The sequence below is a fragment of the Paludisphaera borealis genome (assembly GCF_001956985.1).
In the GTDB taxonomy this organism is placed as follows: Bacteria; Planctomycetota; Planctomycetia; order Isosphaerales; family Isosphaeraceae; genus Paludisphaera; species Paludisphaera borealis.
Genome location: NZ_CP019082.1, coordinates 1,814,283 through 1,839,315 on the forward strand (window position 1 = coordinate 1,814,283; position 25,033 = coordinate 1,839,315).

Below are 25,033 nucleotides of genomic sequence, written 5' to 3' on the forward strand. Positions count from 1 at the left end.
AACCAACGCGGAGTTCGGGCGAGCCTACTCGCTTACCCGAACTCCGCGTCGTCCTTTCGAAGGCTTCTCCAGCGAATGTCACTCGACGGTGACGCTCTTGGCGAGGTTGCGCGGCTTGTCGATATCGCAGCCGCGAAGTCGGGCGACGTGGTACGCCAGGAGCTGCAACGGGACCACCGCCAGCAGCGGCTGTACGACCTCGGGGGCGTCGGGGATCGGCAGGAAGGCGTCGCAGAGCCCGGCCAGGTCGTCGTCGCCCGCCGTCCCCACGGCGATCACCGATCCGTGACGCGCCTTCACTTCCTCGATGTTGCTCAGAGTCTTGGCGTGCAGCGACCCGCGCGGGGCGATGAACACACTGGGGGTCTCGCGGTCGATCAGCGCGATCGGCCCGTGCTTCATCTCGGCCGTCGGGTAGCCCTCGGCGTGGATGTAGCTGATCTCCTTGAGCTTGAGCGCCCCTTCGAGCGCGACCGGGAAATGGAGGTCGCGGCCGAGGTACAGCACGCTCCGCGCCGGCGCGATCCGCTCGGCGGCGGCTTCGATCGCCGGCTCTGACTTCAAGACTTCGCCGAGCAGCGCCGGCACCGACTCGATCGCTTGCAGGACGGTGAGCCCGTCCGGAAACGAAAGCTGCCGCAGTCTCCCGAGGTGGAGCGCCAGCATCGTCAGGACGGCGACTTGGGCCGAGAACGCCTTGGTGCTCGCCACGCCGACTTCCGGGCCCGCGTGCAGATAAATGCCGCCGTCGGCCTCGCGGGCGATGGTGCTTCCTACGGTGTTGACGATCGCCAGCGTCGGATGTCCCCGGCGCTTGGCCTCGCGGAGCGCGCCCAGCGTGTCGGCGGTCTCGCCCGACTGGCTGAGCACGAACACCAGCGTGCGATCGTCGAGCGGGGCGTTGCGGTATCGGAACTCGCTGGCGTACTCGACCTCGACCGGCAGATGGGCCAGCCGCTCGATCAGGTATTCGCCGACCAGGGCCGCGTGCCAGCTTGTGCCGCACGCCGCCAGCACCACGCGGCGGACGCGGCGAAGCTGCTTGGCGGTCAGGTTCAAACCCCCGAAGTGCGCAGTCCCCTCGGCGCGGACGAGCCGGCCGCGGCAGGCGTCGATCAGCGTGTCGGGCTGCTCGCGGATCTCCTTGAGCATGTAATGCGCGTGCCCGCCCAGCTCGACGGCGTCGGGCTTCCAGTCGATCCGGTCGATGCGCGGGGTGATCGATCCTCGATCGCGATGCCTGACCTCGAACTGCCGAGGCGTCAGCCGGACGACCTCGCCGTCTTGCAGGTATGACACGTTGGCCGTGTGCGGGGCGATCGCCACGGCGTCGCTGGCGAGCAAGTGCTCGCCGTCGCCGACTCCGACGACCAGAGGGCTCCCCAGCCGCGCCCCCAGCAGCTCGCCGGGCCGGTTCGCCGCCACGACGCCCAGTCCGTACGTCCCTTCGAGTCGCGGCAAGATCCGCAGGAGAGCCTCATAAGGGTCGTCGATGCGCTCCAACTCGCGCGCCAGCAGGTGGGCGACGACCTCGGTGTCGGTCTGGCTGACGAATTCGAAGCCTTCGCGCTCCAGTTCGCGGCGGAGGCTCGCGTGGTTCTCGATCACGCCGTTGTGGACCACGGCGACCGACCGCCGGCCCTCGCGACCGCCGACGTGCGGGTGGGCGTTGCGATCGGTGGCCGGCCCATGCGTGGCCCATCGCGTGTGGCTGATCCCCGCGTGGGCCTTGACCGGTTGCTGGCGGAGCAGCTCCTCCAACACGCGCACCCGGCCTGCCTGCTTGCGGATCTCGATGGCGCCGTGCTCGACGGTCGCGACCCCCGCACTGTCGTAACCGCGATACTCCAGCCGTCGCAAGCCGGCCACAAGGATCGAGCTGGCCTCTTGAGAGCCCGTGTAACCGACGATTCCGCACATGCATTCGGCTCCCTGTCGCGGCCGTCGTCGGCCGTCGCGTGTCGTGCGTCCACTCCGGCGTCATCCGTTGCACCAATACCGACTCGACAGGGCCCCCGTCAACTCGGCGTCCGACCTTGAGGGAACGCGGAAAAAATGCGGTTGACACGCCGGTCGATCTGGCCGATACTTTCGCCCGACAGACTGGGGCGACGGCTCCATGGACGTCCCAACACCGGATGGCCACTGGGACTTCCTGAAGCCGACCTACGAGTTCTCAACGTTCCCAAGTATAGCTTGCCTCGATCTGCAACGGACGCTGTTTCGCCACCTATTGACACGCCCACATGGACGGGGGCCTGGCGCGCGATATGAAAGCTCGTCATCTCTCGTCAGCCGCTTGAGCTGACTCCCGTGACGCCCGCTCGATCGGCTACGTCCTCCGGCGCGTCTCGAACCACCAAGGATGGAACACCTGCCATGAAAATCCTCGTCACCGGCGGCGCCGGCTATGTCGGCTCAACGCTCGTTCCGATGTTGCTCGAACAGGGGCACAAGGTCCGAGTCCTCGACAACCTTCGTTTCGGCGGCCAGGGCCTGCTTCCCTGCTGCCAGAACCGCTTCTTCGAGCTGATGCTCGGAGACGTCTGCAACGAGGCCGACGTCAAGAAGGCCGTCGACGGCGTCGACGCGATCATCCACCTCGCGGCGATCGTGGGCTACCCCGCCTGCAAGAAAGAGCCGCAGCTCGCCCAGGCCATCAACGTCGACAGCACCGCCCTGCTGCTGGCCAACCGCAACGCCGACACGCGGTTCCTCTACGCCTCGACGGGAAGCATCTACGGATCGATTCCCGACTACATCTGCAACGAAGACACCCCGCGCGCCCCGATCACGCTGTACGGCGAGACCAAGGCGAAGGCCGAGCAACTGGTCCTCGACGCCGGCAACGGCATCGCCTACCGCTACGCGACCGCTTTCGGCGTCAGCAACCGGATGCGGCTCGACCTGATGCCCAACGACTTCACCTACCAGGCCGTCAAGAACCGCAACCTGATCGTCTACGAGGGCGGGTTCAAGCGGACCTTCGTCCACGTTCGCGACATGGCCCGGTCGTTCATCTTCGCCCTCGAGCGCTGGGACGAGGTGAAGGACGACGTTTACAACGTCGGCCACGAGAGCATGAACTTCACCAAGGAAGACGTCGCCCGCAAGATCATGGAGCACGTCGACTACTACCTCCACTTCGCCGAAGTCGGCACCGACGCCGACCAGCGAAACTACGAGGTCTCCTACGAGAAGATCCGCCGCAAGGGCTTCGAGACTACCATCGACCTTGACCGCGGCATCGCCGAGCTGGTCCGCGCGGCCAAGCTGATCTCGTTCCAGAACCCGTTCACGAACGTCTGATCGACGCTCCGACGGTTGCTTCAAGGGTTCGTCGCGCTGATCGTCGCGGCCGCGTCCCGGCACGCCCGGCGAACCCTCCTCATCCCTCCTCGGCGACGGCGACTCTTTCTTCTCTTGCGGGCCGCAACGGTCCGGGGGGCCCATTCGATGGTGAACCGGAAACTATGGTTCCGAGGCGGACCCGATCAGGCTCGGCCGACGGCACGAGCGCTGCCGGACGCGGCGGGCGACGAAGCCTTGCGACATGACGACGAATTCGCCTCCGTCGAACGGCCGACGACGCCGGCCGAAGCCGCGAACGTGGCTGGTAAGCGGCTGTTGTTCATCAATCAATATTACTGGCCCGATCACGCGTCCACGGCCCAGCACCTGACCGACCTCGCCGAGTCGCTGGCGGCGCGCGGATTCGAGTGCCACGTACTCTGCTCCCAGAGCCGATACAAGCCCGGCGATCCCGTGTCGCCTGCCTTTGAGATTCATCAAGGCGTCCACATCCATCGCGTTCCGGCGACGTCGATGGGGCGCAAGAGCACGCTCAGCCGGATGACCGACTACCTGAGCTTTTACGCTCGGGCCGTCGTCAAGGCGATGCGGCTGCCGAGGTTCGACGCCGTCGTGACGTTGACGACGCCGCCGATCATCGGCCTGGTCGGGACCCTGCTCAGGCGGTTCAAGGGGACGACCCACGTCTGCTGGAGCATGGACCTTCATCCCGACGCCAGCCTCGCCCTCAAGCGGATGTCGCCGCGCAACCCAATCGTCAAGGGGTTGGCGTGGTTGAGCGACTTCGTGCTAAGGCAAGCCGATCGCGTCGTGGTCCTCGGCCCGTACATGGCCGACCGCATCCTGATGAAGAAGGTGCGGCCCGACCGGGTGACGACCATCCCCGTCTGGAGCCGTCGCGACGAGGTTTATCCGGTCGCCCACGCGAGCAACGCCCTCCGTAAGCGGCTCGGCTTTCGCGACGAGCTGGTCGCCATGTACTCGGGCAACCTCGGGTTGGCCCACACGTTCGACGAGTTCATCGAAGCGGCCCGCCGGCTCCGCGATCGGTCGGACATCGTCTTCCTCTACGTGGGAGGCGGCCCGCGACTCGCCGAAGTCCGCGCGGCGAAGGAAGCCGAGACGCTCGACAACATCCGGATTCTCGATTACGTGGCTCGCGAGGAGCTGCACCTGTCGCTCTCGACGGCCGACGTCCATCTGATCTCGATGCGGCCCGAGATGACGGGCATCGTGGTGCCCGGCAAGCTGTACGGGATCATGGCGGCGGCCCGCCCCTCCCTCTTCGTCGGTCCCCAGCACTGCGAGTCGGCCGACCTGATCCGGCGTTCGGGAGGGGGCTTCGCGGTCTCCTACGGCGACGCCGACGGTGTCGTGTTCGCCCTCGAAAAGCTCAGCCGGGATCGTAACCTCGCTCGCCAGATGGGCGAAAAGGGCCGGCAGGCGTTCTTGACGATGCATGAGATGGGGCCGTGCTGCTTCCAGTGGCTGGAGCTGATGCGCAGCCTGGTCGGCACGCCCAAGCCCGCCCCTCGGCCGGCGGCCGCCCCCAGCCTGGCGACGGTCATGACGCAGGTCGGCCGGTTGCAAGCACAAGCTCGTTCGTGAACGGACTCACCCGCTAAGAGTCTGTTCCACAAGCCCGTATTACGGGAGGGCGAGGCTCCCGCCGAGTCCGCGCCCGGCTCGGCGGGAGTCTCGCCCTCCCCTTACGAGACAGAGTCCAAGCCCTGGGAGGATCGCGCCGTGGGATTAGGAAAGACTCTTTTAACGATGGGCCTGATCGCCGCGGCGGCCGTCCAGGCCAGCGGGCAGGCGACGCCTGCTGGCGTCGCCGAGATCCAGAGCCGCCACGATCGCGCGCTGGTTCGCGAGCTGAGCGAATACCTGATGCGCAATCCCAAGGCCGACGACCGCGATCAGGCGTACGCGGCGCTCTTCAACAAGGCGATCGAGCACGACTGGTTCGCCGAGAATGAGGAATCCGCCAAGCTCTACTTGAAGAACGACCCGGACGGCCCCGTCAAGGCGCTCGCGCAGATCATCTCTGTGATGGCCCGGGCCCAGGCGGGGCAGTTCAACGACGCCCTCGCGCGGTACAAAGAGTTGATGCTCGGCCTCGGCAAGAGCGATCAGGTGGAGTTCGCGTCGAGCTTCACCGAGACCTTCGCCGCCTCGGCCGTGACCGCCGGCGAGGTCGACGTCGCGCGGCAGATCTACCAGACGGTCGGCGAACGGTTCCCCGACAGCACCGAACTCCGCGACAAGGTCGCTCGCGAACTGGCCCGCCTCGACCGCGTCGGCAAGCCGGCGCCGAGCCTGGAGGTTCAAGACCTCTCGGGCAAGACGGTCCGGCTCGCCTCCCTGCGCGGCAAGTACGTCCTCGTCGATTTCTGGGCCACCTGGTGCGCCCCGTGCATCGCCGAGCTGCCGAGGCAACAGGAAGCCTATCGCAAGTACCACGACGCGGGCCTGGAAGTCGTCGGCGTGAGCCTCGACGAGACGCGCTCGGCGGTCGTCGACTTCGTCAAGGTCCGCAAGCTCCCCTGGGCCCAGTTTCACAACGGCACCGCCGGCGCCGACCTCGTCGAAGCCTTCGGCGTCAGCTCGATCCCGGCGAATTACCTGATCGACCCCGAGGGGAACATCGTCCGCCTCGACCTTCGCGGCGCCGCCCTCGACGCCGTCCTCGCCAAGCTGATCAAGCGAGGCGAGTAGGCGCGCCCGAGAAGTCGCTCAGGGATTGGCAACGCGGCCGAGGCCGAACTGGTCGGCGACCTTGACGGGGCGTCCGTCCTGGAAGTCGATCTCGATCATCTTTTCGCTCTGGACGAGCTGGCCGGTTTCGTCTTTCAGCTCGGCGACGATCCGGCGCGATTTGACGTCGATGACGTCGCCGGTCGAAGGATAGGCGTACTGGCCGTCGATCGTGAACGTGATCCAGCCGGGCTGGTCCTTGACGGCGATCGAGGCCGTTTGACTGGGCGGCATGGTCGTGGCGTCGAAGACGTGGACCTGGCTGTTGTGGGCGTCGGTCACCCAGATTTCCTTCTCGTCGGGCGTCAGGCCGACGCCGTGGCTGGGGCAGCCGTGGCGCTTGGTGGGGCCTTTCTCGAAGCCCTGAACCTCGACGCGCGCCAGCTTGCGCCCGGTCGTCAGGTCGCCGACCTCAAAGCCGAGCAGCTCGTTGACATTGACGAAGCAGAGCGTCTGCCGGCCGTTGACCGTGAACGGGCGGATGCTCGCCGCGAACGGCCCGACGTTGCGGACGACCTTCTGGGTCTTGGTGTCGACGACCGCCAGGAACGGCGATTTCAGCCCGGCGAGGTACGCCTCGTTCCCCTTCAGGCCGACGACCGTGTTGTGCGAGGCCGAATCGAGCGTCAGCTTGGCGACGATCGCGCCGTCCTCGCCGCTGACGACGTTCCAGAACGGCCCTTCGAGCGACGGCAGGTAGATCAGCCGGCCGTCGGGCGTCATCGACATCCGGTCGCAGCCCCCCTCGTACGACCGCTCCCACAGCAGCTTCTCGGTGACGAGGTCGAGGCACATTAACTGCTGAATCGTGCTGATATAAACCTTGCCCGTGGCGATGCTGGCGCAGATTCCCTTCACATTGTTGGGCTTGCCGCTGGCGTTCAGGCCCGCCGTGGCGATCCGCTTGACGAACTTGTGGTCGTGGTCGACGTCGAAGACCAGCAGACCGTGGCCGCCGTATTCGAGATAGTCGCGAAGCCCCGGCGCGGCCACGTACAGCCGGCGTTCAACCTTCGCAACGTCCGCGGCCGAACACTCCGGCGCGATCATCGCGGCGAATGCAAATGCGACGATGAGCCAGACGCTCGCGAACGCGGCGCGGAATGGCGGCTTTGGGGACACGGTCATGGAAGGTTCCTCCGGGGCTGAGCCAGGGTGGGGCGTTCACCGCGTGCAGTCGATGAATCGTCGCATCATCCTATGGCCTTCGACGCGCGCAAGCGAGCCCTTAGCCCGGTTGGCGGTCGAGTCGCCGGAAGCCATCAAAACAGCCTGTCGCGAGCATGCCTTTCCCCCTCTGGGGAGAAGGGAATTCCACCACATCCGCGTTCAAGACGGCGTCGGGGCGCGGTCGAGGTTCCGGAGCATCGATTCGACGGCGTCTACGTCGACGGGTTTGACGAAGTGGTGGTCGAAACCGGCTTCTTTGCTTTTGCGGCGGTCTTCGTCGGTCCCCCAGCCGGTGAGGGCGACGAGGACGACGTCGCGGAGGCTGGGATCGGATCGGAGTTCCCGGGCGACCTCGTAGCCGTTCTTGTCCGGCAGGCCGATGTCGAGGAAGACAACCTCGGGGATGAAGGCGCGGGCTTCCGCGACAGCTTCGCAACCGTTGTGGGCGGTACGGGTGTCGTGACCGTCGTACTTGAGGAGCAAGGCCATCGCTTGGGCCCCGTCGACGCTGTCGTCGACGACGAGGATGCGGCGCGAGGTCACGCCCGCGGCCGGCGGAACGCTACTCATATCGTGCATAGGTTTGCAACCTGATGAAATTCCTGATGGGATTTCGAGCGGCGGTAGGGACGGACGAAGCAGGGACCCCAGATGCCGAGGCGAGCAAGAGAACATTGACGATACCGAACGACCCGAGTGGAGACAATCCGAACCGGCGCAGCCAGTGGACAAATCCGCGCCGACCCACGATGATTTCAGGTCGGGCGGTCTTTGCGTCAGGTCGCCGGAGCGTCCGGGACGGGGCCGAACAGCTAATGCGGAGGCGGCCGTGAAGGAAGAAGGGGAGCGTTGTCCGCTCGATCCGGTCGCGGCGACGGGATCGACGGACCTGACCGATCAGCTCTGGAAGTTCCGCATCCAGTACCGTGAGGGACGCGATCCCGAGAAGATCCTCCGCGCCGCGCTGAAGCTGGGCATTGACCTGTTCGGCGGCAAGGAAGGATGCATCGCGACAATCCACCCCGGCGCCGTCGAGGCCCGTCTCATCCAGAAGACTACCGAAAGCGGCTGGTGGGACCGCGCGCTCCTCGCGGGATTCCTCCGCGGCGAGAAGGTCAATGTTCCGCATGAGATGATGCTCGCGCGGATTCGACGCCACGGCCGGATGTGGGGCGTGCTGGCGCTCCGGGCTCCCGGCGCGAGCTTTCACTGGGACGCGCGGCAAGGGTTTTCGACGATCGGCGGCCTGGCCAACGAGCTGATCGACCAGTCCGACCTCCAGCGGATTCGCGAGGTCCGCGCGCGGGTCGATCGCAAGGTCATGGAGCAAAGCCATCCCAAGCACCTCTCTTACGAGCTGCTGCATGGGATTCGGTCGCTGACCGCCTACGACCATTCGGCGGCCCTCTTGATTCACGACGCCGACCTGGGGGTGCTGGAAGTTGTCGCCGAGCAGATCGCCTGGCGCAAGGCCAAGGGGGAGAACGTCGGCCGCAAGTTCCCGCTCAAAAAGACGTTGCACGAAGTTCTCGCCCAGCCCGTCGTCCGCGGCTTCGACCGTCACGGCGACGAGTGGAAGAACTGGACCGGCGGCGACCCGACCGACCTGGCCGACCTCCTGGATTACGACCCCGCGCCCAAGGTCGGCGACCCCGCGCCCCCCGAGGGGGCGATCCTCTGCGCCTCGCTGATCACGCGATCGGGCCTGCTGGGCGTGCTCAAGGTCGCGTCGATGCATGCCGGCTCGTTCTGCCAGTACGAGGTCGACCTGATCTCCCAGTTCTTGCCTCAGGCGGCCGTCGCGCTTCAAAACGCGCGGCGGGCCGAGACGCTGGAACGGCGGATGATCGACGCCGAACGCAAGCATGCGATGGCCGACCTGGCGCGCGGCGTCTCGCACGACGTCAATAACGCGCTCGGGGCGGTGCTCCCGCTGGTTCAGCAGCTTCTCGACGACGTCGAGCACGGCGCGTTCGATCCCGAGGAGGCCGCCGGCGACCTTCGCCAGGTCGAGCGGTCGATCCGGGTCTGCCGGCGGATTTTCGGCGGGATGCTCAATTTCGCGCGAGGCTCAGCGCGCAACCCGAGCGACGTGTCGCTCGCCCAGGCGGTCGACGCGGCGCTTCTTCTCTTCCGAGAAGGGCTCGAACGACGCGGCGTCGCACTGGTCGTGAACGTCGCGGCCGACCTCCCCTCTCTGTTCGCCGTGCAGGCGGACTTCGAGCAGCTTCTGCTCAACTTGATCAGCAACGCCCGCGACGCGACCGGCCCCGGCGATCGGCTGACAATCAAGGCCGGCGCGGAGGGCGACTGGCTCGAACTGGTGGTCGAAGACACCGGCTGTGGGATCTCGGCCGACGATCTGGCGAAGCTCCAGGAGCCGTTCTTCACGACCAAGCCAAACGGCCACGGCCTCGGCCTGGCCATCTGCCGGTCGATCACCGCGCAGCTTCGCGGCCAGTTCGACATCCGCAGCGAGCCGGGCGCCGGCACCCGCGTCCGGATGCGATTCCCCACCGACATCGGAAAGGACGGATGATGACCGACCCGCGAGACGCTTCGATCCTGGTGGTGGACGACGATCCCGGCATGCTCCGGGCGGTCTCGCGCATTCTCGCCCGACGGCAGCATCGCGTCGTCTGCGTGGACTCGGGCGCCGGGGCTCTCGCACAGGCGAAAACCTCCCGTTTCGACCTGGCGATCGTCGACGTCCGTTTGCCCGAGATGAACGGCTTCGACGTCACCCGGGCGCTCAAGAAAGACGCGCCGGACATCGACGTGATCATCATGACCGGCAACGCCGAGGAGCCCGACGAGAACCTCCTCCGCGCGATCGACGAGGGCGCCTTCTACTTCATCCAGAAGCCGTTCGACCGCCGCGTGCTGCTGGCGCTGGTCAACCGGTGCCTCGAACTCCGTCGGCTCCGCGAGGAGCGCGAGCGGTTTCTGGACCGCGTCGAGCGCGAGCTGGAGGAAGCGCGGCAGTTCCAGGTCAGCCTGCTGCCGCCGGCCAAGCTCGAAGTTCGCGGACTGTCGATCGCCGCGCGCTACCAGGCTTGCAGCGAGCTGGCCGGCGACATCTACGATTACGTCGAGACCCGCGACGGCGGCGTTGCGCTCCTGATCGCCGACGTCGTCGGCCACGGCGTCTCGGCGGCGATGATGACCGGGCTCGTCACGGCGGGTTTTCGCGCCTCACACGTCGACGACTTCGAGCCGATGGCGGTCGTCGACCGGATTCGCGAAGGACTCCGCGACTTCGATCCGGGCCGATTCGTGACGCTCTGCTGCGCGCGGCTCAATCCCGGCCGGGACGCATTGGAGTACGTCAACGCGGGCCACCCCGAGCCGATCATCCGCCGCGCCGACAAGACCTCCCTCATCCTCGACTCGACCGGGCCGATCCTGTCGTCGGCCCTGTTCGAGATCCCTTGCGAGCGAGAGTCGATCTCGTTCGGCGCCGGCGACTCGCTGTTGCTGTACACCGACGGCGTCACCGAGGCCCGGGGACCGCGCGGGATGTTCGGTCGCGACCAGCTCGTCGGGTGTTTTCAGGGCTCGAACGCGCGGGCGGGCGACTTCCTCGACGAACTGCTCGACGCGGTGAACACGTACAATGGCTCGAAGGGTCACCAGGACGACGTCACCTTGCTCTCGCTCGACCGGGAATGAGTGGGAGGGGGGAGTCGGCGCCGGCCGCCGGGAATTGACCTCGATCCATTTCGAGGGTCTCTGATAGACTCCAAAGCGCAGCCGTTTCCGCCGCTTTCAGGGTTCAAGACGAAGCCGAGGCGAAGGATGCCGACCATCGAGGACCGCGTGGACGACGTCACGGTGAGCGTGTCGGGAAAGCGGAGGCTCAAGGCCCGATGGTGGCGACGGCCCCAGCCGCGCGGCGTCTTGGTCGTCGCCCACGGATTCGGCGAGCATGGCGGCGCGTACGCGTATGCGGCCGAAGCGCTCGGACTCGCGCTTGAAATCGACGTGGTCGCGCACGACTTCCTCGGCCACGGCCGGAGTCCCGGTCGGCGTGGGGTGGTCCGCCGCTACGAGGACCTCGTCGACGATCTTCAGGCGGTCGTCTCCTGGGCCCGCCGACGGTTTATCGGCTTGCCGATTTACTTGCTCGGCCATTCGAACGGCGGTCAGGTCGTGCTCCGCTACGCGATCGAGCATGGCGACGCGGTCGCGGGCGTGATCGTCTCGAATCCGTTCCTGCGGATCGCGATGCCGATCCCCCGCGCCAAGCTCTGGCTGGGACGCATGCTGATGCGGTTCGCCCCCTGGATCACGCTCAAGGCCCACACGCCTTCCGGCGGGATGACCAGCGACCCCGGCATCCAGGCGAGCTTTCAGAGTGACGCGCTGCGGCACCACCGGATCAGCCCCCCGCTGTTTTTCGGCATGGTCCTGGGGGGCGAGATGCTTATCTCGCGGGCGGCCGAGTTTCGGCCGCCGCTGCTCATGCTGATCGGCGGACAGGACCCCCTGGTCGATCCCCAGTCCGGACGGGAGTTCTTCGACCGGGTCGAAGCGGAGGACAAGACCCTGATCCTCTACCCCAAGATGCTCCATGAACCGCTCAACGAGATCGGCCGCGAGAAGGTCGTCGCCGACATCGTCCGCTGGCTCGCGGTTCACCTCGATCGGCCGGCGGCCGGCGGCTGAGGCGGATCAGGCCCGCACGAACTGGTGGCCGGGGAGTCGTTTGACCATCCGCTTCAGCTCCAGCACGCTGAGCGTCGCCATGACCTGCGAGGCGGTCAACCCGGTGCGGCCGATCAGCGCGTCGACGCCGCTCGGGCTGTCGTCGAGGTGTCCCAGCAGCGACCGTTCTTGATCGGTGAGGGCGAGTTCGGCGGGATGGCGGACGGCCGGCTCGTCGGGCGCGGGGCGAATCTCGCGGACCAGCGGGCCGAGTTCTTCGAGGACGTCGTCGATCGTCTCGACGAGCCGGGCGCCGTCGCGGATCAACCGATGGCAGCCGCGACTGGCCAGGCTGTCGACCGGGCCGGGAACGGCGAAGACCTCGCGGTTCTGCTCCATCGCGTGGTGCGCCGTCGAGAGCGACCCGCTCCGCGGCGCGGCTTCGACCACGATGACGCCGAGACAGAGGCCCGAGATGATCCGGTTGCGCTGGGGAAAGAGCCCGGCGAGCGGACCTTGCGTCATCGGAAGCTCGGTCACGACCGCCCCGTGGGCGGCGACTTCCGCGGCCATCTCTTCATGCTCGGACGGATAAATGCCGGCCAGGCCGTTGCCAAGCACGGCGATTGTTCGGCCTCCCCCTTTGAGCGCTCCACGATGGGCGGCGGCGTCGATCCCGCGCGCCAGGCCCGAGACGATCGTGAAGCCGGTGCGGGCCAGGCTCGTCGCCAGCCGCTCGGCGATCCGGATTCCGTACGGCGTGCACCGTCGCGAACCGACCAGCGCGATCGCGAGCTGGTCGCGCGGTTCGAACGAGCCCTTGACGTAGAGCAGCGAAGGCGGGTCGGGGATGTTCTGGAGCGAGTCCGGGTAGCGGGCGTCGCCGCGCGCGATCAGGTCGACACCGTCCCGGGCGCAGAGGGCGAGTTCCTCGTCGGCGTCGTTCTCGGTGCGGGCGTTGCAAATCCGGTCGGCCACCTTGGGGCCGACGCCCGGCACTTCCTTGAGCCGCGAGAGCGGCGCGTCGAGCACGCGCCGGGCCGTCCCGAAGTGTTCCAGCAGCGCTCGGCTCGTGAGCGGCCCCACACCGGACACCATCATGAGCGCGACCAGATCACGGATTTCCGATTGGGCCGGGCTGGCGTCCAAGTAGCGAGTCCTCGTGGTCAGGAAGCGGTTCGACACAGGTCTCGCAAAACGTCGAGAAGGTCGTCGATCGTCGCGGCGTCGGTCAACTCGACCGCGCCGAGGCGCCGGGGCAGAACCAGCCGGATGCGGCCGTCGCGGTTCTTCTTGTCGCGGCCCATGGCGTCGAGCAAGGCTTCGGGATCAAGGCCGGCCAGCGACGTCGGCAGGCCGAACCGTTCGAGGAGCGTCGTCAGGCGGGCGGTCAGATCAGGGCCGATCCAGCCCAGGCGTTCGGCCAGCCGGCACTCGGCGACCATGCCGACGGCCACCGCCTCGCCGTGCTGGAAGCCGCCGCCGTAGCCCGCGACCGCCTCGACCGCGTGGCCGATCGTGTGACCGAAATTCAAGACGGCGCGGAGGCCGGTCTCCTCGCGCTCGTCCTGGGTCACGACCATCGCCTTCAACTCGCAGCTTCGCGCGATGATCCGTCGCAATGCTTCAGGGCGACGGTCGAGAACTTCCCCGGCCCGGCCTTCCAGTTCCTCGAAGAACGGAGCGTCGAGGATCACGCCGTATTTCACGACCTCCGCCAGCCCGCATCGAAGCTCACGGACGGGCAGCGTGTCGAGCGTCGCGGTGTCGATCCAGACGCCGATCGGCTGGTGGAAGGCGCCGATGATGTTCTTGGCCTGAGGGTGGTTGACGCCGACCTTGCCGCCGACCGAGCTGTCGACCTGCGAGAGCAGGGTCGTCGGGACCATCACCAGGGGCAGCCCCCGGGCGTAAGTCGCGGCGACGAAGCCCGCAAGATCGCCGATCACCCCGCCCCCGACCGCCACGATCAGCGTGTGGCGATCGGCCTTCATCGCGATCAGTCGATCGTAGAGTTCGGAAGCCGTCGCCAGCCCCTTGCTCGCCTCGCCGGGGGGGACGGCGACCGTCTCGACCTCGATCTTCAGCGCCCCGAGCGCGTCCCGGACGTTCGCGACCGGGGGAAGGGTCGCGACGTGTTCGTCGGTCATGATCAGCGCCCGCCGGCAGCTTCGGCCGGCCCACGATCGTTCGAGCCAGGCCGAGGCCGTCGCCGACAGCTCGGCCGGCCGGTCGTGAGTGACGACGACGTCGTACGAGCGAGGCCCGAGCGCCACGTTCACGGTCAATCGTCGGCTGTCGTCGTCAGAATGGTTCATGGTAGCTGGGGCGTTCGGGGGACGTCGTCGACCGGGGTTTCCAATCAGGTAGAGTCAGTCTAGCACACCTCGGCCGGAAGGCCGAGACGCGATCGCCGAACCGCCTGTTCGTTCGTCAAGTTCGGTGCGGTCGCGGCGAGAGGCGCACGATGCATTGCCCGAACGGGTTCAGACTGATAAAGTCAAAGTGGATTCGCCCTCTGAAACAAGACGATCGCAACTCACTCGAGCGGCCGATAAATGAGCGATCTGTTGACCTGGTCGCCGATCCCTCTGGGCCGGTGGTTTGGAACGACGGTCAAGGTCCATGTCTGCTTGATCTTGTACGTGGCGTTCCGGCTGCTGCTCGCGCCGTTCGCGGTCGCGGCGGATTCGGGAATGAAGAATCTCGAACAGACGGCGGCGTGGCTCGCGCTGCTGCTCCTGGCCCTCGCCATCCATGAAGCGGCCCACGCGGCGACCGCCTTCCTGCTCGATTGCGACCAGGAGGACGTGCATCTCTGGCCGCTCGGGAATCTGACGGGTCCTTCGTACACGGCCCGCGGCGTCGACTCGATGCTCGTGGCGATCGCCGGGCCGCTGATCAGCGGAGCCCTCGCCCTGGGGATCGCCGCCGGCCTGGGACTGATCGCCGACGCCCAGTTCGTCTGGAACCCGTTCAGCAACAAGGCTGACGTCGGCGCTCCCTGGATTGATGCCACGACCCAGGCGGCGCCGTTGTCGATGGTCTGGTGGATCGGCTGGTTCGGTTTTCTCAATTACATTCTGTTCCTCGTCAACCTGCTCCCCGCCCTGCCGTTCGACGGCGGCCGGCTGTTCCGCGGCTTTCTGGCCAATACGTCGATCGTCGCGTCCAAGGACGGCATGATCGCCCCCTGGACGGCGCGCGCCACGGCGGCGATCCTCTTCCTGGTCGGGGTGGTGCGGCTGTTTGCCGGCGACCTAGGGGACGGGGCGACGCTGATCGGCGTGGCTGTGCTGATCGAGCTGTTCGTGCGGTCGGAGTCGCGGATGCTCGAGGACGGCGGGTTCTTCGACGACGGCGTCTTCGGCTACGACTTCTCCGAGGGGTATACTAGCCTGGAGGGGAGCGCGGCGGTGGTTCGCCCCCACCGCGAGAGCGCCCTCGAACGATGGCGGCGGCGGCGGTCGGACGTGCGCCGGCGACGTCGGATGATGACCGAGGCCGCCGAGGAGCGTCGGATGGATGAGATCCTCGACAAGCTCTACCGCCAGGGCCGGTCCGCCCTCACCGACGAGGAACAGCGTTTTCTGATCCGCGTCAGCGCCCGATACCGCAATCGTCCGAAGACCCAGGAATGAACGTGTTGGAAATTCTCAACAACAAGCCCGCCCCGAAGTCGAAGGTGCGCAAGCCGAAACGCGACGAGTTGAAGCCGGGCGAATGCCTGTGCGATTTTTGCACCGGCAAGTGCTGCCACTATTTTTCGCTGCCGATCGACGCCCCCCAGAGCTGGGACGACTACGACTCGATCCGCTGGTACCTGGCCCACGGGCAGACCATCGTCTACGTCCACGAGGAGCAGTGGTATCTGCTGGTGATGACCAAATGCCAGTACCTGCTCGCCGACAACCGGTGCGGGATCTATCTGAACCGCCCCAAGATCTGCCGGGAGTACAAGACCGACGATTGCGAGTACGACGGCGGCTGGGCGTTCGAGAAGGTCTTCGAGACCCCCGAGCAAATCTGGGAGTACGCCGAGGCGATGCTCCCGGCCCGCCGCCGGCCCGGCCGCGCGGGTGGTCCGGTCTTGCCGATCGTGACCCTCGGAACGTCCGCCCCGATCGTATAAGATGAAGACGTTCGCGGACGTGTGCGAGGAAGCCGACTTCGGTGGTGCCTTGACCTACAGGGAAACCGGCGCCGGCCAGACCAAGGCGAAGCCATGGCGATTCGATCGAACCACTACGAAGCGGCCTTCGAGGCCTACATCCGCTCGCTGCGGGTGCCGTGCGTGGCCATCGATGAAGCCAAACGGGCGATTTTCGGCGACGAAGGGGTGAAGAACCCCGACTTTTTGCTGTATCCTCGATTCGCCGACAACCTCGTGGTCGAAGTGAAAGGCAAACGGAGCAAGAACCGCCGTGGGCGGCGCGACTGGGAAAACTGGGTGACGACCGACGATCTCGACGGCCTGGTTCGCTGGCAGACGATGTTCGGACCGGGCTTCCGATCGATCCTGTCGTTCGTCTACGCCGAGCCTCCCCAGATTTTTCCGCTGCCGCGCGACAACGGGGCGTTCGCGTTCCGGGGGCTCGAATACCGATTCTGGGCCGTCGGTCTCGACGACTACCTGGCGCACCTGCGGTCGCGCGGGCCGGCCTGGAAAGCCGTCGCGATGGCCCGCCGGGCCTTCCGCCGCCGCGTGAGGCCGCTGCTCGAATGGCTCCCCATGCTCTCCGAAACACCGAAACGCCCCCAACCCGTCAAGGAACGCGAACGATGAAGTTTGACACGCGCCGCTGGTTTTCCCGGATCGGGGCGAGTTTGCTCGCCCTCGGCCTGGTCGTCGCCCCCTGCCCGTCGGTCCACGCCCAGGAAGAGCCCGGGGGGGACGCCGAGTCGAAGGGCCGGCCGCTCGACGGCTATTTCGGCGCCGGCATCCTGGCGTTCGGCGCCCTCTACCTGATCGGCAAGAGCGCCCGCCGCTGAGCCGACCCGCTTTCGACGCAGCCCGAGGAACGCTCATGGAGACGTACTGGGAGACGCTCCGAGACGCCGAGTTCCCCGTGGCGCGGAACTGGGCCTATCTCGACCACGCCGCGGTGGCTCCCCTGCCCCGTCGATCGGCCATGGCGATCCGCGCCTGGGCCGACGACCAGGCCGAGCACGGCGCGGTCGACTGGCCGTCGTGGGAGCGCAAGGTCGAGGCCCTGCGCGACGGCCTGGCGGCCTGGATCGGAGCGGATCGTGACGAGGTCGCGTTCGTCTCCAGCACGACCCACGGGATCGGACTGGTGGCCGAGGGCTTCCCCTGGAACGAGGGGGACCACATCGTCGTCCCGGCCGAGGAGTACCCATCGAACATTTACCCGTGGATGAACCTCGCCAGCCGAGGCGTCGCCGTCCGGCTGGTTCCGACCCGCGACGACCGCGTCTGGATCGAGGATCTTCGGGACGCGATGGACGCCAGAACCCGGATGCTGGCCGTCAGCCACGTCGAGTTCGCCAGCGGGTTCCGCAACGACCTGGACGCGCTCGGCGAGCTGTGCCGGTCGCGCGGGGTCGCCTTCTTCGTCGACGCCATCCAGGGGCTCGGTCCGTTCGAGATCGACCTCGCCCGGACGCCGATCGACTTCCTGGCCGCCGACGGCCACAAGTGGCTGCTCGGTCCCGAGGGGGCCGGTTTCCTGTACGTCCGCCGCGACTGGATCGAGCGGCTTCGGCCGCTGGGCGTGGGCTGGCACAGCGTGGTCGGCTCGTTCAACTCGCCCGAGGTCGCGTTCCGGCTCAAGCCGAACGCCCAGCGCTGGGAGGGGGGCTCGTTCGTCATGCCGGGCCTTCAGGGGCTGGCCGCCAGCATGAGCTTGCTCGGCGAGATCGGTTCGCGCGCGGTCTCGGAGCGGATTCTCGACCGGGCGGAAGCCGTCCGCGAAGCCGCGGCCTCGGCTGGCTGGAGTGTCCTCGGCTCGAAGCGGCCCCCCGACCGTTCGGCCATCGTGGCCGTCGCCGCGGACGGGGTCGACCCCCAGGCGGCCGTCCGCTCGCTCAGGGGCGAGGGCGTGGTCGCCGCCTGCCGCCGCGGCCGGCTGCGAATCAGTCCACATGTCTATACGAACGACGACGACGTCCGGCGGCTGCGCGAAGCGCTCGCCGCTTGCCGGCGCCGCGGCGAGACTCGGGCGGACGGACCCGAATACCCGTGAAAGGATCTTCATGCCTCTTCCCGCGCACAGCGCCGACCCGTTCCGCACGGCGGTCTTCACCGGCACCTTCGACCCGATCACGCTCGGCCATCTCGACGTGATCCGTCGGGGGCGGCTGCTGTTCGAGCACCTGGTCGTCGGCATCGGGATTCATCCCAGCAAGACGTCGCTGTTCTCGGTCGAGGAGCGGATCGAACTGGCCCGGCGGGTCGTCGAGCCGTTCCCCAACGTGTCGGTCGAATCGTTCGAGGAGCTGACGGTCCAGTACGTGCGGCGGATCGGCGCCCGGGTGATCCTCCGCGGCCTGCGGACGCTGACCGACATGGAGTACGAGTTCGGCATGACCCTCACCAACCAGCGGCTCGATCCGGAGATCGAGACCGTCTTCCTCATGGCCGACGGTCAGTATTCGTACGTCTCCAGCTCGCTGATCCGCCAGGTCGCGCGGTTCGGGGGCCCCGAGACCCTCAAGCCGTTCGTCCCCGAGATCCTCATCGAGCCGATCCTGGCGAAGCTCAGCATCAGCCAGACGTCGGACCCGTTCGTCGACTACGACAAGCGAACCGCCGAGGTCAAGGTCCCCAAGCCCTGAGGACCGGCCGCCGCTTGATTCCGGTTCCGGTCAGTTCCAGTTGCGTGGGACGAACAGGTCGCGTGACCACTGGCGGACGCCCAGCCCTTGCGACCGCACTGCGTCGTGCAGGCTTTTCATGGCCTTCCACGAGCGGTCGAAGCTTGAGTAGGTCAGCCAGCCTTCGAAGCCGTCGCTTTCCTCGCGACACCGCGAGCTGACCGCCCGGGTCGACATCACGAGGTGGTCGAAGATCTCGCTCACCGAAGCCAGGATCGCGGAGTCGTCCTTGGTCGCAACCTGGCTCGACTCGCCGCCCCGGTCGGGCCAGGAGATGTTCAGGCTGCAACTCAGGAACCGCTCCTCCTCCGAGGTCTTCTGGTTGAGCCAGAGGTACGCGGCCTGGTCCCAGAGGTAGCGGACGCAGAGGTGCTCGACGGCGATCAACCGCCGGGGAGCGACGTCCTTGTCGATGATCCCGCCGTAGACCGATTCCCCCCCCGCGTCCTTCCGCGGTTGCGTGGACGTCGGGCGCTCGTGGGCGGCGGGGGCGGGCGCCTCCGGGGCGCGGGTCGCGCGCATGACGCGGGCGGTGCTGAGCAGCTCGTACGCCTGGGCGAGGACCCGGAAGGCCCAGTCCTCGCCGCCGACGTCGGGGTGGAATTTCTTGCTCTTGCTTCGGTAGGCGTCGCGGATCTGTTCGAGCGAGGCGTCGCCCGAGACCCCGAGGACCGCGTACGGATCGATGTCGAAGCTGAAGGATGACAAGTCGACGACCCCGTCGGGAGGATTGGGAAAGCGTGACGACGCACGAACGAACGATCAGCCGCGGGAGTTCGAGGTCCGGACTATCCCTCCTCGACGGGGCGGCCGTTGCCGAGGCGGCTGCGAAGGTACGAGGCCCGCGCGACGTTGCGCTCCTCGACCCCCAGCTCCGACCCGCGCAGCTTCTGGAGGAACGCGGGCTGGGTCTGGATGAACAGCTCGTTGACGGTGGCGATCGAGAGGTCGTCGATCAGGCCCAGGTTGATCCCCATGCGGACGCTTGAGAGCAGCAGCATGGTCTCCTCGCTGGAGATCGTCTGGGCCGTTTTGAGCACGCCGTAGGCCCGGCTCACCTGGTCGTGGAGGTGCTGGCGGCGCCCCGTGACCAGCTCCTGGCGGGCCGACCGCTCGTACTGGAGCACCTGGGGGACCACGTCGGTGAGGATCTTGATCAGCTCCTCCTCGCTCTTGCCCAGGGTCTGCTGGTTGGAGATCTGGTAGAAGTCGCCGAACGCCTGGCTCCCCTCGCCGTAGAAACCTCGAACGGCCAGGTTGATCTTCTGGAGGGCGCGGAAGACCTTGTCGATCTGCTTGTTGGCCACCAGCCCCGGAAGGTGGACCATCACGCCGACGCGGATGCCGGTGCCGACGTTCGTCGGGCAGGCGGTCAGGTAGCCCAGCGACGAGCTGTAGGCATAGGCGATGTCGTCCTCAAGCTGGTCGTCCAGCGCGGTGATCTCGTCCCAGACCTGGGGCAGGCGGAAGCCCGAGAGCATGTACTGGATGCGGAGGTGGTCCTCCTCGTTGACCATGATGGCGATGTTCTCCTTGGGAGTCACCGCCACCCCGCGCGGGCCTTCGCCGCTGGAAAGCTCGCGTGAGATGAGCTGCCGCTCGACTAGGAACTGGCGGTCGAGGTTCGACATGCCGTTGACGTCGAAGTAGCCGGCCTCAATCTTGGCGCCTTCCAGGGCCGACTTGAAGTGGGCCTCGATCTCGGCCTTCTCGCTGCGGCTGGCGCGGTTGGTGAACGGGAAGTCGGCCAGGTTGCGGGCCAGGCGAATGCGTGAGCACATCACGATATCGCTTTCGGGTCCCGCGCCTCGCAGCCACTCGCCGGAAGTTCTCGTCAGGTCGTCCAGAGTCATGCGTGTGTATCCTTGAGGCGAATCTGATCTCGGAGCCTGGCGGCCGCTTCGTAATCCTCGCGGGCGACGGCCTCGCGCAGTTGCGAACGGAGGCGGAGGCGGTGGACGGCGGCGGGGCGGAGCCGGGCGGTTTTGCCGACGTGCCGGGTCGCGCCGTGGAACCGCTGGAGCGACGGCAGCAGCCCCTTGCTGAAGACGCGGTAGTCTTGCGGGCAGCCGAGGCGGCCGTCGGTCCGGTAGTCCATGTACCGCGTCCCGCAGTCGGGGCAGGCGAGCTCGGCCAACTCGCCCACCAGCTCGCCGACGTTCTGGACGATGAGACTCTGGACGACCGATTCGAGGCCCAGGTCCGGGGCCGACTCGGGCAACACCAGCCCCGCCTTCCGCGCGCAGCCGGCGCAGAGGTGAAGCTCTTGCCGCTTGCCGCCGACACGTTCCGTGAGATGGACCGACGCCTCGTTTTGGCACCGTTGACAAATCATGAGCGGGCCACCCCTGGGCCCGATTCAAGCATTCCTCGCCAGGGCCGACGGCCCGCGGCGATCAACCCTGATCCTGTTCGATGTCTTTGATCTTGTCGCGAAGCTTCGCCGCCGCCTCGTAGTCCTCGGCCGCCACGGCCCGTTTGAGCTCGTTGCGAAGCTGGATCAAGGTGGTCTGCTGCTGCGTGTTGCGCGGGGCCCGCTTGGGAACCTTCCCCGAGTGTCGGGTCTCGCCGTGGATGCTTTCCAGCAACGGCATCAACTCGTCGCGGAAAACCTCGTAGTCGTACGGGCATCCCAGCCGCCCCGAGTTCCGGAACTCGAGAAACGTGATCTGGCAGACCGGACAAACCTGCTTGTCGGCCGGCGACGGCTCCCTCATCGATCCCGGCGGGCTGACGACCAGCTTCTTGGCCAGCTCGCTGATCGGCGGCGCATCGAGCGACTCCTCGGGAGGAGCCAGGTGCTGTCGGGCGTGCTCGTCACAAAAATGATACTCGTGATGCTTCCCTTTCTCGATGATGTCGGTGATGTGGAAGGTCGCAGGCTTCGCACACTTTTGGCATTTCATGTCGTCTCTCCGCCAGCCCGGGAAGAGCTGGCGACAAACCCTGTTCCGCGGGACCTCGACCTGAGAGAACCCGACGACGCGCGAACGCCGATCACGAGATCGTTCTGCATCATATCGTATTTTTCATTCTAATTTCCCCCTCAAGGGTGTCAAGAAACCCAACTTTGCCCCAGCCGCCCGAGCGCCCGAACTTTCCGGCCGCGAAAGGTCTCCAACCTGCGTGGACCGCGCCGGCGCGTCGTCCGCCCGCGAGCCAGCCTTGCCGCGTTTGCGACGGGCTGCTAACGTACAACCACCCACTACCGCCCCGGGACCTCGCTATCGTGATCCAACTCCCATGAGCAGCCATCGTCCATCGTTCGAGGAATTCGCCGATCGCGCCCCGTCGGCGGCCTGCGTCCCAGTCTACCGACAGCTCAACGGCGACAGCCTGACCCCCGTCTCGGCCTTCGAGCGGATCGAGCGGTCGGCCCCGTCGTTCCTGTTCGAGAGCGTCGTCGGCGGCGAAAAGGTCGGCCGATACAGCTTTCTGGGAACCGAGCCGTTCCTCCGGTTCGAGGCCCGCGGCCGCGAAGTGCGGGTCACCGACCCCCGATCGCCGGGGATCGAATGCCGGTATCAGTGCGACGACCCGATCGCCGAACTCGAACACCTCGTCGAAAGCCACCGCGCGGCCCATGTTCCGGGGCTCCCTCGATTCACCGGCGGCGCTGTCGGCTACGCGGCCTACGACGCGGTTCGCTACACCGAGAACCTGCCCAACGTCCCCAACGACGACCGTGGCCTGCCCGACCTGTCGTTCGCCTTTTTCGACCGCATGGTCCTGTTCGACCATATCCGCAAGACCATCCTCGTCGTCGTCCAGGCCCACGTCGAACCCGGCGGCGACCTCAAGAAAGCCTACGACTTGGCCTGCTCCCGCGTCGACGAACTGGTCGAACGCCTCGACGCTCCCAGCGCCAATTACCCGCTCCGCGACATCGACACCGACGGCCCCGTCACCCTCAAGCCCCGCTCGACCTTCACCCGCGAGGCGTACGAGCAGGTGGTCCGACATTGCCAGGAATACATCAAGGCCGGCGACATCTTTCAGGTCGTCCCCAGCCAGCGGTTCGAGGTCCAGACCACCGCCCGCCCGTTCAACATCTACCGGGTTTTGCGGGTCGTGAATCCCAGCCCGTTCCTCTTCTACCTGACCTTCGACGACTTCCAGTTGATCGGCAGCTCGCCCGAGATTCTCGTCCGGGTCGAGGAGGGGATCGTCACGATCCGTCCCCTCGCCGGCACTCGTCGCCGGGGCAAGACCGAGGCCGAAGACCAGGCCCTGGCCGCCGAGCTGGTAGCCGATCCCAAGGAACGCGCCGAGCACATCATGCTCGTCGACCTCGGCCGCAACGACGTCGGCCAGGTCGCCGAATACGATTCCGTCACCCTGTCGGACGTCATGAAGGTCGAGCGGTACTCCCACGTGATGCACATCACCTCCAACGTCACCGGCAAGCTCCAGGCGGGCAAGACGGCCTTCGACGCCCTCCGCGCGGGCCTTCCGGCCGGAACCGTCTCGGGCGCCCCCAAGGTCCGGGCGATGGAGATCATCGACGAGGTCGAGCCCACCAAGCGGGGGCCTTACGCCGGTGCTGTCGGTTACATCGATTTCACCGGTAATATGGACACCTGCATCGCCCTCCGGACACTCGTGATCCGAAACGGCACAGCGTACGTCCAGGCCGGCGGCGGCGTCGTCTACGACAGCAATCCCAGCGACGAGTACGACGAGACCGTCAACAAGGCCAGCGGGCTCCTCAAGGCCATCGAGATCGCCGAAACCCAGCTCTGAGCCCCCTCGCTCGATTGGCTTCTTCTGAAAATCTTCCGGGCCATGTGTCAGGCTGCAGGGGCTGGTAGTTGGCGTTCGCGGTAGTCGGCCCCGTTCTTGAGCAGGTGCCAGATCACCACCAGGATCTTGTGCGCCACGGCGATCAGAGCCTTCTTTTTCCCGAGTCGTGGGACCCATCGACGGTAGCAGATGCTGAAGGCGGTGTTCTTGGCGTGGCTGGCCGACCACGCCGACTGCACCAGGAGCGAACGCAGCCACGGACTCCCCTTGGTCGTCTTGCCGCTGCGGCGTTTGCCGGCGCTTTGGTCGTTGCCCGGGCACAGCCCCGCCCAGGAGCAGAGGTGGCCCGCGGTCGGGAACGACTCCACGTCCGGCCCGATCTCCCCCACGATCACCTCCGCCGCCCGATCCCCCACTCCGGGGATCCCCTGGAGCCGGCCCGCCGCCTCGTCGAACGGCCTCATGGCCTCGTCGATCCGCTCGTCCAGCCGCTCGATCAGGCGTTCCAACGCGTCGATCTGATCCGTCAGCAGCCGGAGCACGAAGCGGTGGTGGTCGGTGACCCGGCCCAACAGCGCCCGCCTCAGCTCGGGGATCTTGCCCCGGAGCCGCTGCTTGGCCAGATCGGCCAGCTTCTCCGGGTCGTCCTGGCCGTCGATGATCGCCCGGATCATGGCGCGCCCCGAGGCCCCCAGGACGTCGCTGGCCACCGACCCCAGCTTGACGTTGGCGTCCTCCAGCGTCTTCTGGAGGCGATTGGCCACCGCGGCGCGGTCGCGGACCAACTCGGTGCGCTGCCGGGTCAGGTCGCGAAGCTCGCGGATCTCCGGCTTGGGGATGAAGCTGGGCGACAGCAGGCCGTGCTGGAGCAACTGGGCGATCCACTCGGCGTCCTTGACGTCGGTCTTGCGGCCGGGGACCTGCTTGAGCCGCCCGGCGTTGACCAGCATCACGTCGAATCGCCCTTCCAGGATGTGGAAGATCGGCTTCCAGTAGACGCCCGTACTCTCCATGGCGACCTCGCGGACGCCGTGGGCGTCGAGCCAGTCGGCCAGGGCCAGCAAGTCCGCGGTCATCGTGCCGAAGGTGTGGACCACCGAGGCGACCGAGCCGTCGGGGTTGATGTGGCGGACGCAGGCGACGACGGTCTTCTTGTGGACGTCGAGCCCGGCGCAGCGATCGTGAACGATGTCCATGACGTCCCCTCCAACTCGAGTGGTCGGAAACGAAGCAGTCCGAGCCGGTGGGACGACCTCGGGGCGTAAAGCAGTTTCTTCTACGTGCTCCCCCGCTTCCGGGGGGCGACAGGACGGGGTTCGACATGAAGTCGAGCCGAGGCCGGGACCAAGTTCCTTCGCGGGTTCGCGACACCAAAGCCAATGACGGCCTCTCGCCCAGGGCCGGACATCCGCAGCATAACCCAACCCGACCCCATTTTCATGGGACGGGTTGAGCCAAAGGCTCATGACCGTTCCTTCGTCCTGATTTTCGGGTGCCCGGCGATCGTTCCACACGACTCGGCCGGGCCGCCCGGGACCCTCCCGCCCGATTGGGTTCGTTCGTCGCC

The 25,033-nt window shown here is 66.9% G+C and carries 23 protein-coding genes; 13 read left to right on the forward strand and 10 right to left on the reverse strand.

The genetic code is table 11. The annotated features are described in order from the left end of the window. Positions 1-78 precede the first annotated feature (78 nt). Positions 79-1,920 (reverse strand): glutamine--fructose-6-phosphate transaminase (isomerizing), encoded by a 1,842-nt coding sequence (gene glmS, locus BSF38_RS07125; RefSeq protein WP_076344283.1) that lies wholly within the window; start codon positions 1,918-1,920, stop codon positions 79-81. A 459-nt stretch (positions 1,921-2,379) separates the two neighbouring features. Between glmS and BSF38_RS07130 the strand changes: the two genes are divergently transcribed. The 3 genes from BSF38_RS07130 to BSF38_RS07140 all read left to right on the forward strand — a co-directional run bounded on the left by BSF38_RS07130 (position 2,380) and on the right by BSF38_RS07140 (position 6,030). Continuing rightward, the gene (locus tag BSF38_RS07130; RefSeq protein WP_076344285.1) at positions 2,380-3,309 is read left to right on the forward strand and encodes an NAD-dependent epimerase/dehydratase family protein; all 930 of its coding nucleotides are present in this window, start codon (positions 2,380-2,382) and stop codon (positions 3,307-3,309) included. 237 nt (positions 3,310-3,546) lie between these two features. Continuing rightward, positions 3,547-4,920: a glycosyltransferase family 4 protein gene (locus tag BSF38_RS07135; protein WP_237170778.1), complete on the forward strand. Its 1,374-nt coding sequence runs from the start codon at positions 3,547-3,549 to the stop codon at positions 4,918-4,920. A 138-nt stretch (positions 4,921-5,058) separates the two neighbouring features. After that, a complete protein-coding gene (locus tag BSF38_RS07140) occupies positions 5,059-6,030 on the forward strand; it encodes a TlpA family protein disulfide reductase (protein WP_099091957.1) in 972 nt (323 codons plus the stop codon). 18 nt (positions 6,031-6,048) lie between these two features. Here the strand turns inward: BSF38_RS07140 and BSF38_RS07145 are convergent, their stop codons facing one another. Further along, entirely contained in the window at positions 6,049-7,197 is a 1,149-nt protein-coding gene (locus BSF38_RS07145; RefSeq protein ID WP_076344291.1) for a YncE family protein, read from the reverse strand. 201 nt (positions 7,198-7,398) lie between these two features. Next, positions 7,399-7,818: a response regulator gene (locus BSF38_RS07150; protein WP_076344293.1), complete on the reverse strand. Its 420-nt coding sequence runs from the start codon at positions 7,816-7,818 to the stop codon at positions 7,399-7,401. A gap of 250 nt (positions 7,819-8,068) precedes the next feature. Here BSF38_RS07150 and BSF38_RS07155 point away from each other — a divergent pair, with 250 nt between their 5' ends. From BSF38_RS07155 to BSF38_RS07165, 3 genes are all read left to right on the forward strand, one after another. Continuing rightward, entirely contained in the window at positions 8,069-9,778 is a 1,710-nt protein-coding gene (locus tag BSF38_RS07155; RefSeq protein ID WP_076344295.1) for a sensor histidine kinase, read from the forward strand. Further along, complete coding sequence (locus BSF38_RS07160; RefSeq protein WP_083712759.1) at positions 9,775-10,911, forward strand: PP2C family protein-serine/threonine phosphatase; 1,137 nt, start codon at positions 9,775-9,777, stop codon at positions 10,909-10,911. The genes BSF38_RS07155 and BSF38_RS07160 overlap by 4 nt, the downstream gene beginning before the upstream one ends. A gap of 126 nt (positions 10,912-11,037) precedes the next feature. Then, entirely contained in the window at positions 11,038-11,907 is an 870-nt protein-coding gene (locus tag BSF38_RS07165) for an alpha/beta hydrolase (protein ID WP_076344299.1), read from the forward strand. A gap of 6 nt (positions 11,908-11,913) precedes the next feature. Here the strand turns inward: BSF38_RS07165 and dprA are convergent, their stop codons facing one another. Continuing rightward, positions 11,914-13,035, reverse strand: coding sequence for a DNA-processing protein DprA (gene dprA, locus BSF38_RS07170; RefSeq protein WP_237170779.1), 1,122 nt, complete (start codon positions 13,033-13,035; stop codon positions 11,914-11,916). 17 nt (positions 13,036-13,052) lie between these two features. Then, positions 13,053-14,204, reverse strand: coding sequence for a 3-dehydroquinate synthase (aroB, locus tag BSF38_RS07175; RefSeq protein WP_237170780.1), 1,152 nt, complete (start codon positions 14,202-14,204; stop codon positions 13,053-13,055). A 240-nt stretch (positions 14,205-14,444) separates the two neighbouring features. On the opposite strand from aroB, the gene BSF38_RS07180 reads away from it, so the two are divergent. The 6 genes from BSF38_RS07180 (at position 14,445) to coaD (ending at position 18,684) form a co-directional block, all read left to right on the forward strand. Continuing rightward, on the forward strand, positions 14,445-15,527 hold the full coding sequence (locus BSF38_RS07180; protein WP_076344301.1) for a site-2 protease family protein: 1,083 nt from the start codon (positions 14,445-14,447) through the stop codon (positions 15,525-15,527). Then, positions 15,524-16,018 carry a YkgJ family cysteine cluster protein gene (locus BSF38_RS07185; protein WP_076344303.1) on the forward strand — a complete coding sequence of 165 codons (495 nt, stop codon included), beginning with the start codon at positions 15,524-15,526 and terminating at the stop codon, positions 16,016-16,018. The genes BSF38_RS07180 and BSF38_RS07185 overlap by 4 nt, the downstream gene beginning before the upstream one ends. A 93-nt stretch (positions 16,019-16,111) precedes the next feature. Continuing rightward, positions 16,112-16,672: an HYExAFE family protein gene (locus BSF38_RS07190; protein ID WP_076344305.1), complete on the forward strand. Its 561-nt coding sequence runs from the start codon at positions 16,112-16,114 to the stop codon at positions 16,670-16,672. Continuing rightward, positions 16,669-16,878, forward strand: coding sequence for a hypothetical protein (locus BSF38_RS07195; RefSeq protein WP_076344307.1), 210 nt, complete (start codon positions 16,669-16,671; stop codon positions 16,876-16,878). The genes BSF38_RS07190 and BSF38_RS07195 overlap by 4 nt, the downstream gene beginning before the upstream one ends. Before the next feature lie 35 nt (positions 16,879-16,913). After that, positions 16,914-18,092, forward strand: a complete 1,179-nt coding sequence (locus BSF38_RS07200) for an aminotransferase class V-fold PLP-dependent enzyme (protein ID WP_076344309.1) — start codon at positions 16,914-16,916, stop codon at positions 18,090-18,092. A 10-nt stretch (positions 18,093-18,102) separates the two neighbouring features. Further along, complete coding sequence (gene coaD / locus BSF38_RS07205; protein ID WP_083712760.1) at positions 18,103-18,684, forward strand: pantetheine-phosphate adenylyltransferase; 582 nt, start codon at positions 18,103-18,105, stop codon at positions 18,682-18,684. Between the two features lie 30 nt (positions 18,685-18,714). On the opposite strand, the gene BSF38_RS07210 is transcribed toward coaD, so the two are convergent. From BSF38_RS07210 to BSF38_RS07225, 4 genes are all read right to left on the reverse strand, one after another. Next, positions 18,715-19,431 carry a J domain-containing protein gene (locus BSF38_RS07210; RefSeq protein WP_076344311.1) on the reverse strand — a complete coding sequence of 239 codons (717 nt, stop codon included), beginning with the start codon at positions 19,429-19,431 and terminating at the stop codon, positions 18,715-18,717. An 80-nt stretch (positions 19,432-19,511) separates the two neighbouring features. Continuing rightward, entirely contained in the window at positions 19,512-20,576 is a 1,065-nt protein-coding gene (locus BSF38_RS07215) for a protein arginine kinase (RefSeq protein ID WP_076344313.1), read from the reverse strand. Beyond that, a complete protein-coding gene (locus tag BSF38_RS07220) occupies positions 20,573-21,058 on the reverse strand; it encodes a UvrB/UvrC motif-containing protein (protein ID WP_076344315.1) in 486 nt (161 codons plus the stop codon). The genes BSF38_RS07215 and BSF38_RS07220 overlap by 4 nt, the downstream gene beginning before the upstream one ends. Positions 21,059-21,119: 61 nt before the next feature. After that, positions 21,120-21,629 carry a UvrB/UvrC motif-containing protein gene (locus BSF38_RS07225; RefSeq protein WP_076344317.1) on the reverse strand — a complete coding sequence of 170 codons (510 nt, stop codon included), beginning with the start codon at positions 21,627-21,629 and terminating at the stop codon, positions 21,120-21,122. A 337-nt stretch (positions 21,630-21,966) separates the two neighbouring features. Between BSF38_RS07225 and trpE the strand changes: the two genes are divergently transcribed. Then, positions 21,967-23,466 carry an anthranilate synthase component I gene (gene trpE, locus BSF38_RS07230; RefSeq protein WP_076344319.1) on the forward strand — a complete coding sequence of 500 codons (1,500 nt, stop codon included), beginning with the start codon at positions 21,967-21,969 and terminating at the stop codon, positions 23,464-23,466. Positions 23,467-23,513: 47 nt separating this feature from the next. Here the strand turns inward: trpE and BSF38_RS07235 are convergent, their stop codons facing one another. Further along, positions 23,514-24,662, reverse strand: a complete 1,149-nt coding sequence (locus BSF38_RS07235) for an IS110 family RNA-guided transposase (RefSeq protein ID WP_076343043.1) — start codon at positions 24,660-24,662, stop codon at positions 23,514-23,516. Positions 24,663-25,033 lie beyond the last annotated feature (371 nt).

What these genes read in the sequence shown, in the direction of transcription:
- BSF38_RS07130 (WP_076344285.1), top strand. Translation starts at nt 2,380, where the DNA reads ATGAAAATCCTCGTCACCGGCGGCGCCGGCTATGTCGGCTCAACGCTC.
- BSF38_RS07215 (WP_076344313.1), bottom strand. Translation starts at nt 20,576, where the DNA reads ATGACTCTGGACGACCTGACGAGAACTTCCGGCGAGTGGCTGCGAGGC.
- BSF38_RS07200 (WP_076344309.1), top strand. Translation starts at nt 16,914, where the DNA reads ATGGAGACGTACTGGGAGACGCTCCGAGACGCCGAGTTCCCCGTGGCG.
- coaD (WP_083712760.1), top strand. Translation starts at nt 18,103, where the DNA reads ATGCCTCTTCCCGCGCACAGCGCCGACCCGTTCCGCACGGCGGTCTTC.
- BSF38_RS07150 (WP_076344293.1), bottom strand. Translation starts at nt 7,818, where the DNA reads ATGCACGATATGAGTAGCGTTCCGCCGGCCGCGGGCGTGACCTCGCGC.
- aroB (WP_237170780.1), bottom strand. Translation starts at nt 14,204, where the DNA reads ATGAACCATTCTGACGACGACAGCCGACGATTGACCGTGAACGTGGCG.
- BSF38_RS07225 (WP_076344317.1), bottom strand. Translation starts at nt 21,629, where the DNA reads ATGAAATGCCAAAAGTGTGCGAAGCCTGCGACCTTCCACATCACCGAC.
- BSF38_RS07165 (WP_076344299.1), top strand. Translation starts at nt 11,038, where the DNA reads ATGCCGACCATCGAGGACCGCGTGGACGACGTCACGGTGAGCGTGTCG.
- BSF38_RS07190 (WP_076344305.1), top strand. Translation starts at nt 16,112, where the DNA reads ATGGCGATTCGATCGAACCACTACGAAGCGGCCTTCGAGGCCTACATC.
- BSF38_RS07185 (WP_076344303.1), top strand. Translation starts at nt 15,524, where the DNA reads ATGAACGTGTTGGAAATTCTCAACAACAAGCCCGCCCCGAAGTCGAAG.
- BSF38_RS07145 (WP_076344291.1), bottom strand. Translation starts at nt 7,197, where the DNA reads ATGACCGTGTCCCCAAAGCCGCCATTCCGCGCCGCGTTCGCGAGCGTC.
- BSF38_RS07180 (WP_076344301.1), top strand. Translation starts at nt 14,445, where the DNA reads ATGAGCGATCTGTTGACCTGGTCGCCGATCCCTCTGGGCCGGTGGTTT.
- BSF38_RS07220 (WP_076344315.1), bottom strand. Translation starts at nt 21,058, where the DNA reads ATGATTTGTCAACGGTGCCAAAACGAGGCGTCGGTCCATCTCACGGAA.
- BSF38_RS07235 (WP_076343043.1), bottom strand. Translation starts at nt 24,662, where the DNA reads ATGGACATCGTTCACGATCGCTGCGCCGGGCTCGACGTCCACAAGAAG.
- trpE (WP_076344319.1), top strand. Translation starts at nt 21,967, where the DNA reads ATGAGCAGCCATCGTCCATCGTTCGAGGAATTCGCCGATCGCGCCCCG.
- BSF38_RS07160 (WP_083712759.1), top strand. Translation starts at nt 9,775, where the DNA reads ATGATGACCGACCCGCGAGACGCTTCGATCCTGGTGGTGGACGACGAT.
- glmS (WP_076344283.1), bottom strand. Translation starts at nt 1,920, where the DNA reads ATGTGCGGAATCGTCGGTTACACGGGCTCTCAAGAGGCCAGCTCGATC.
- BSF38_RS07195 (WP_076344307.1), top strand. Translation starts at nt 16,669, where the DNA reads ATGAAGTTTGACACGCGCCGCTGGTTTTCCCGGATCGGGGCGAGTTTG.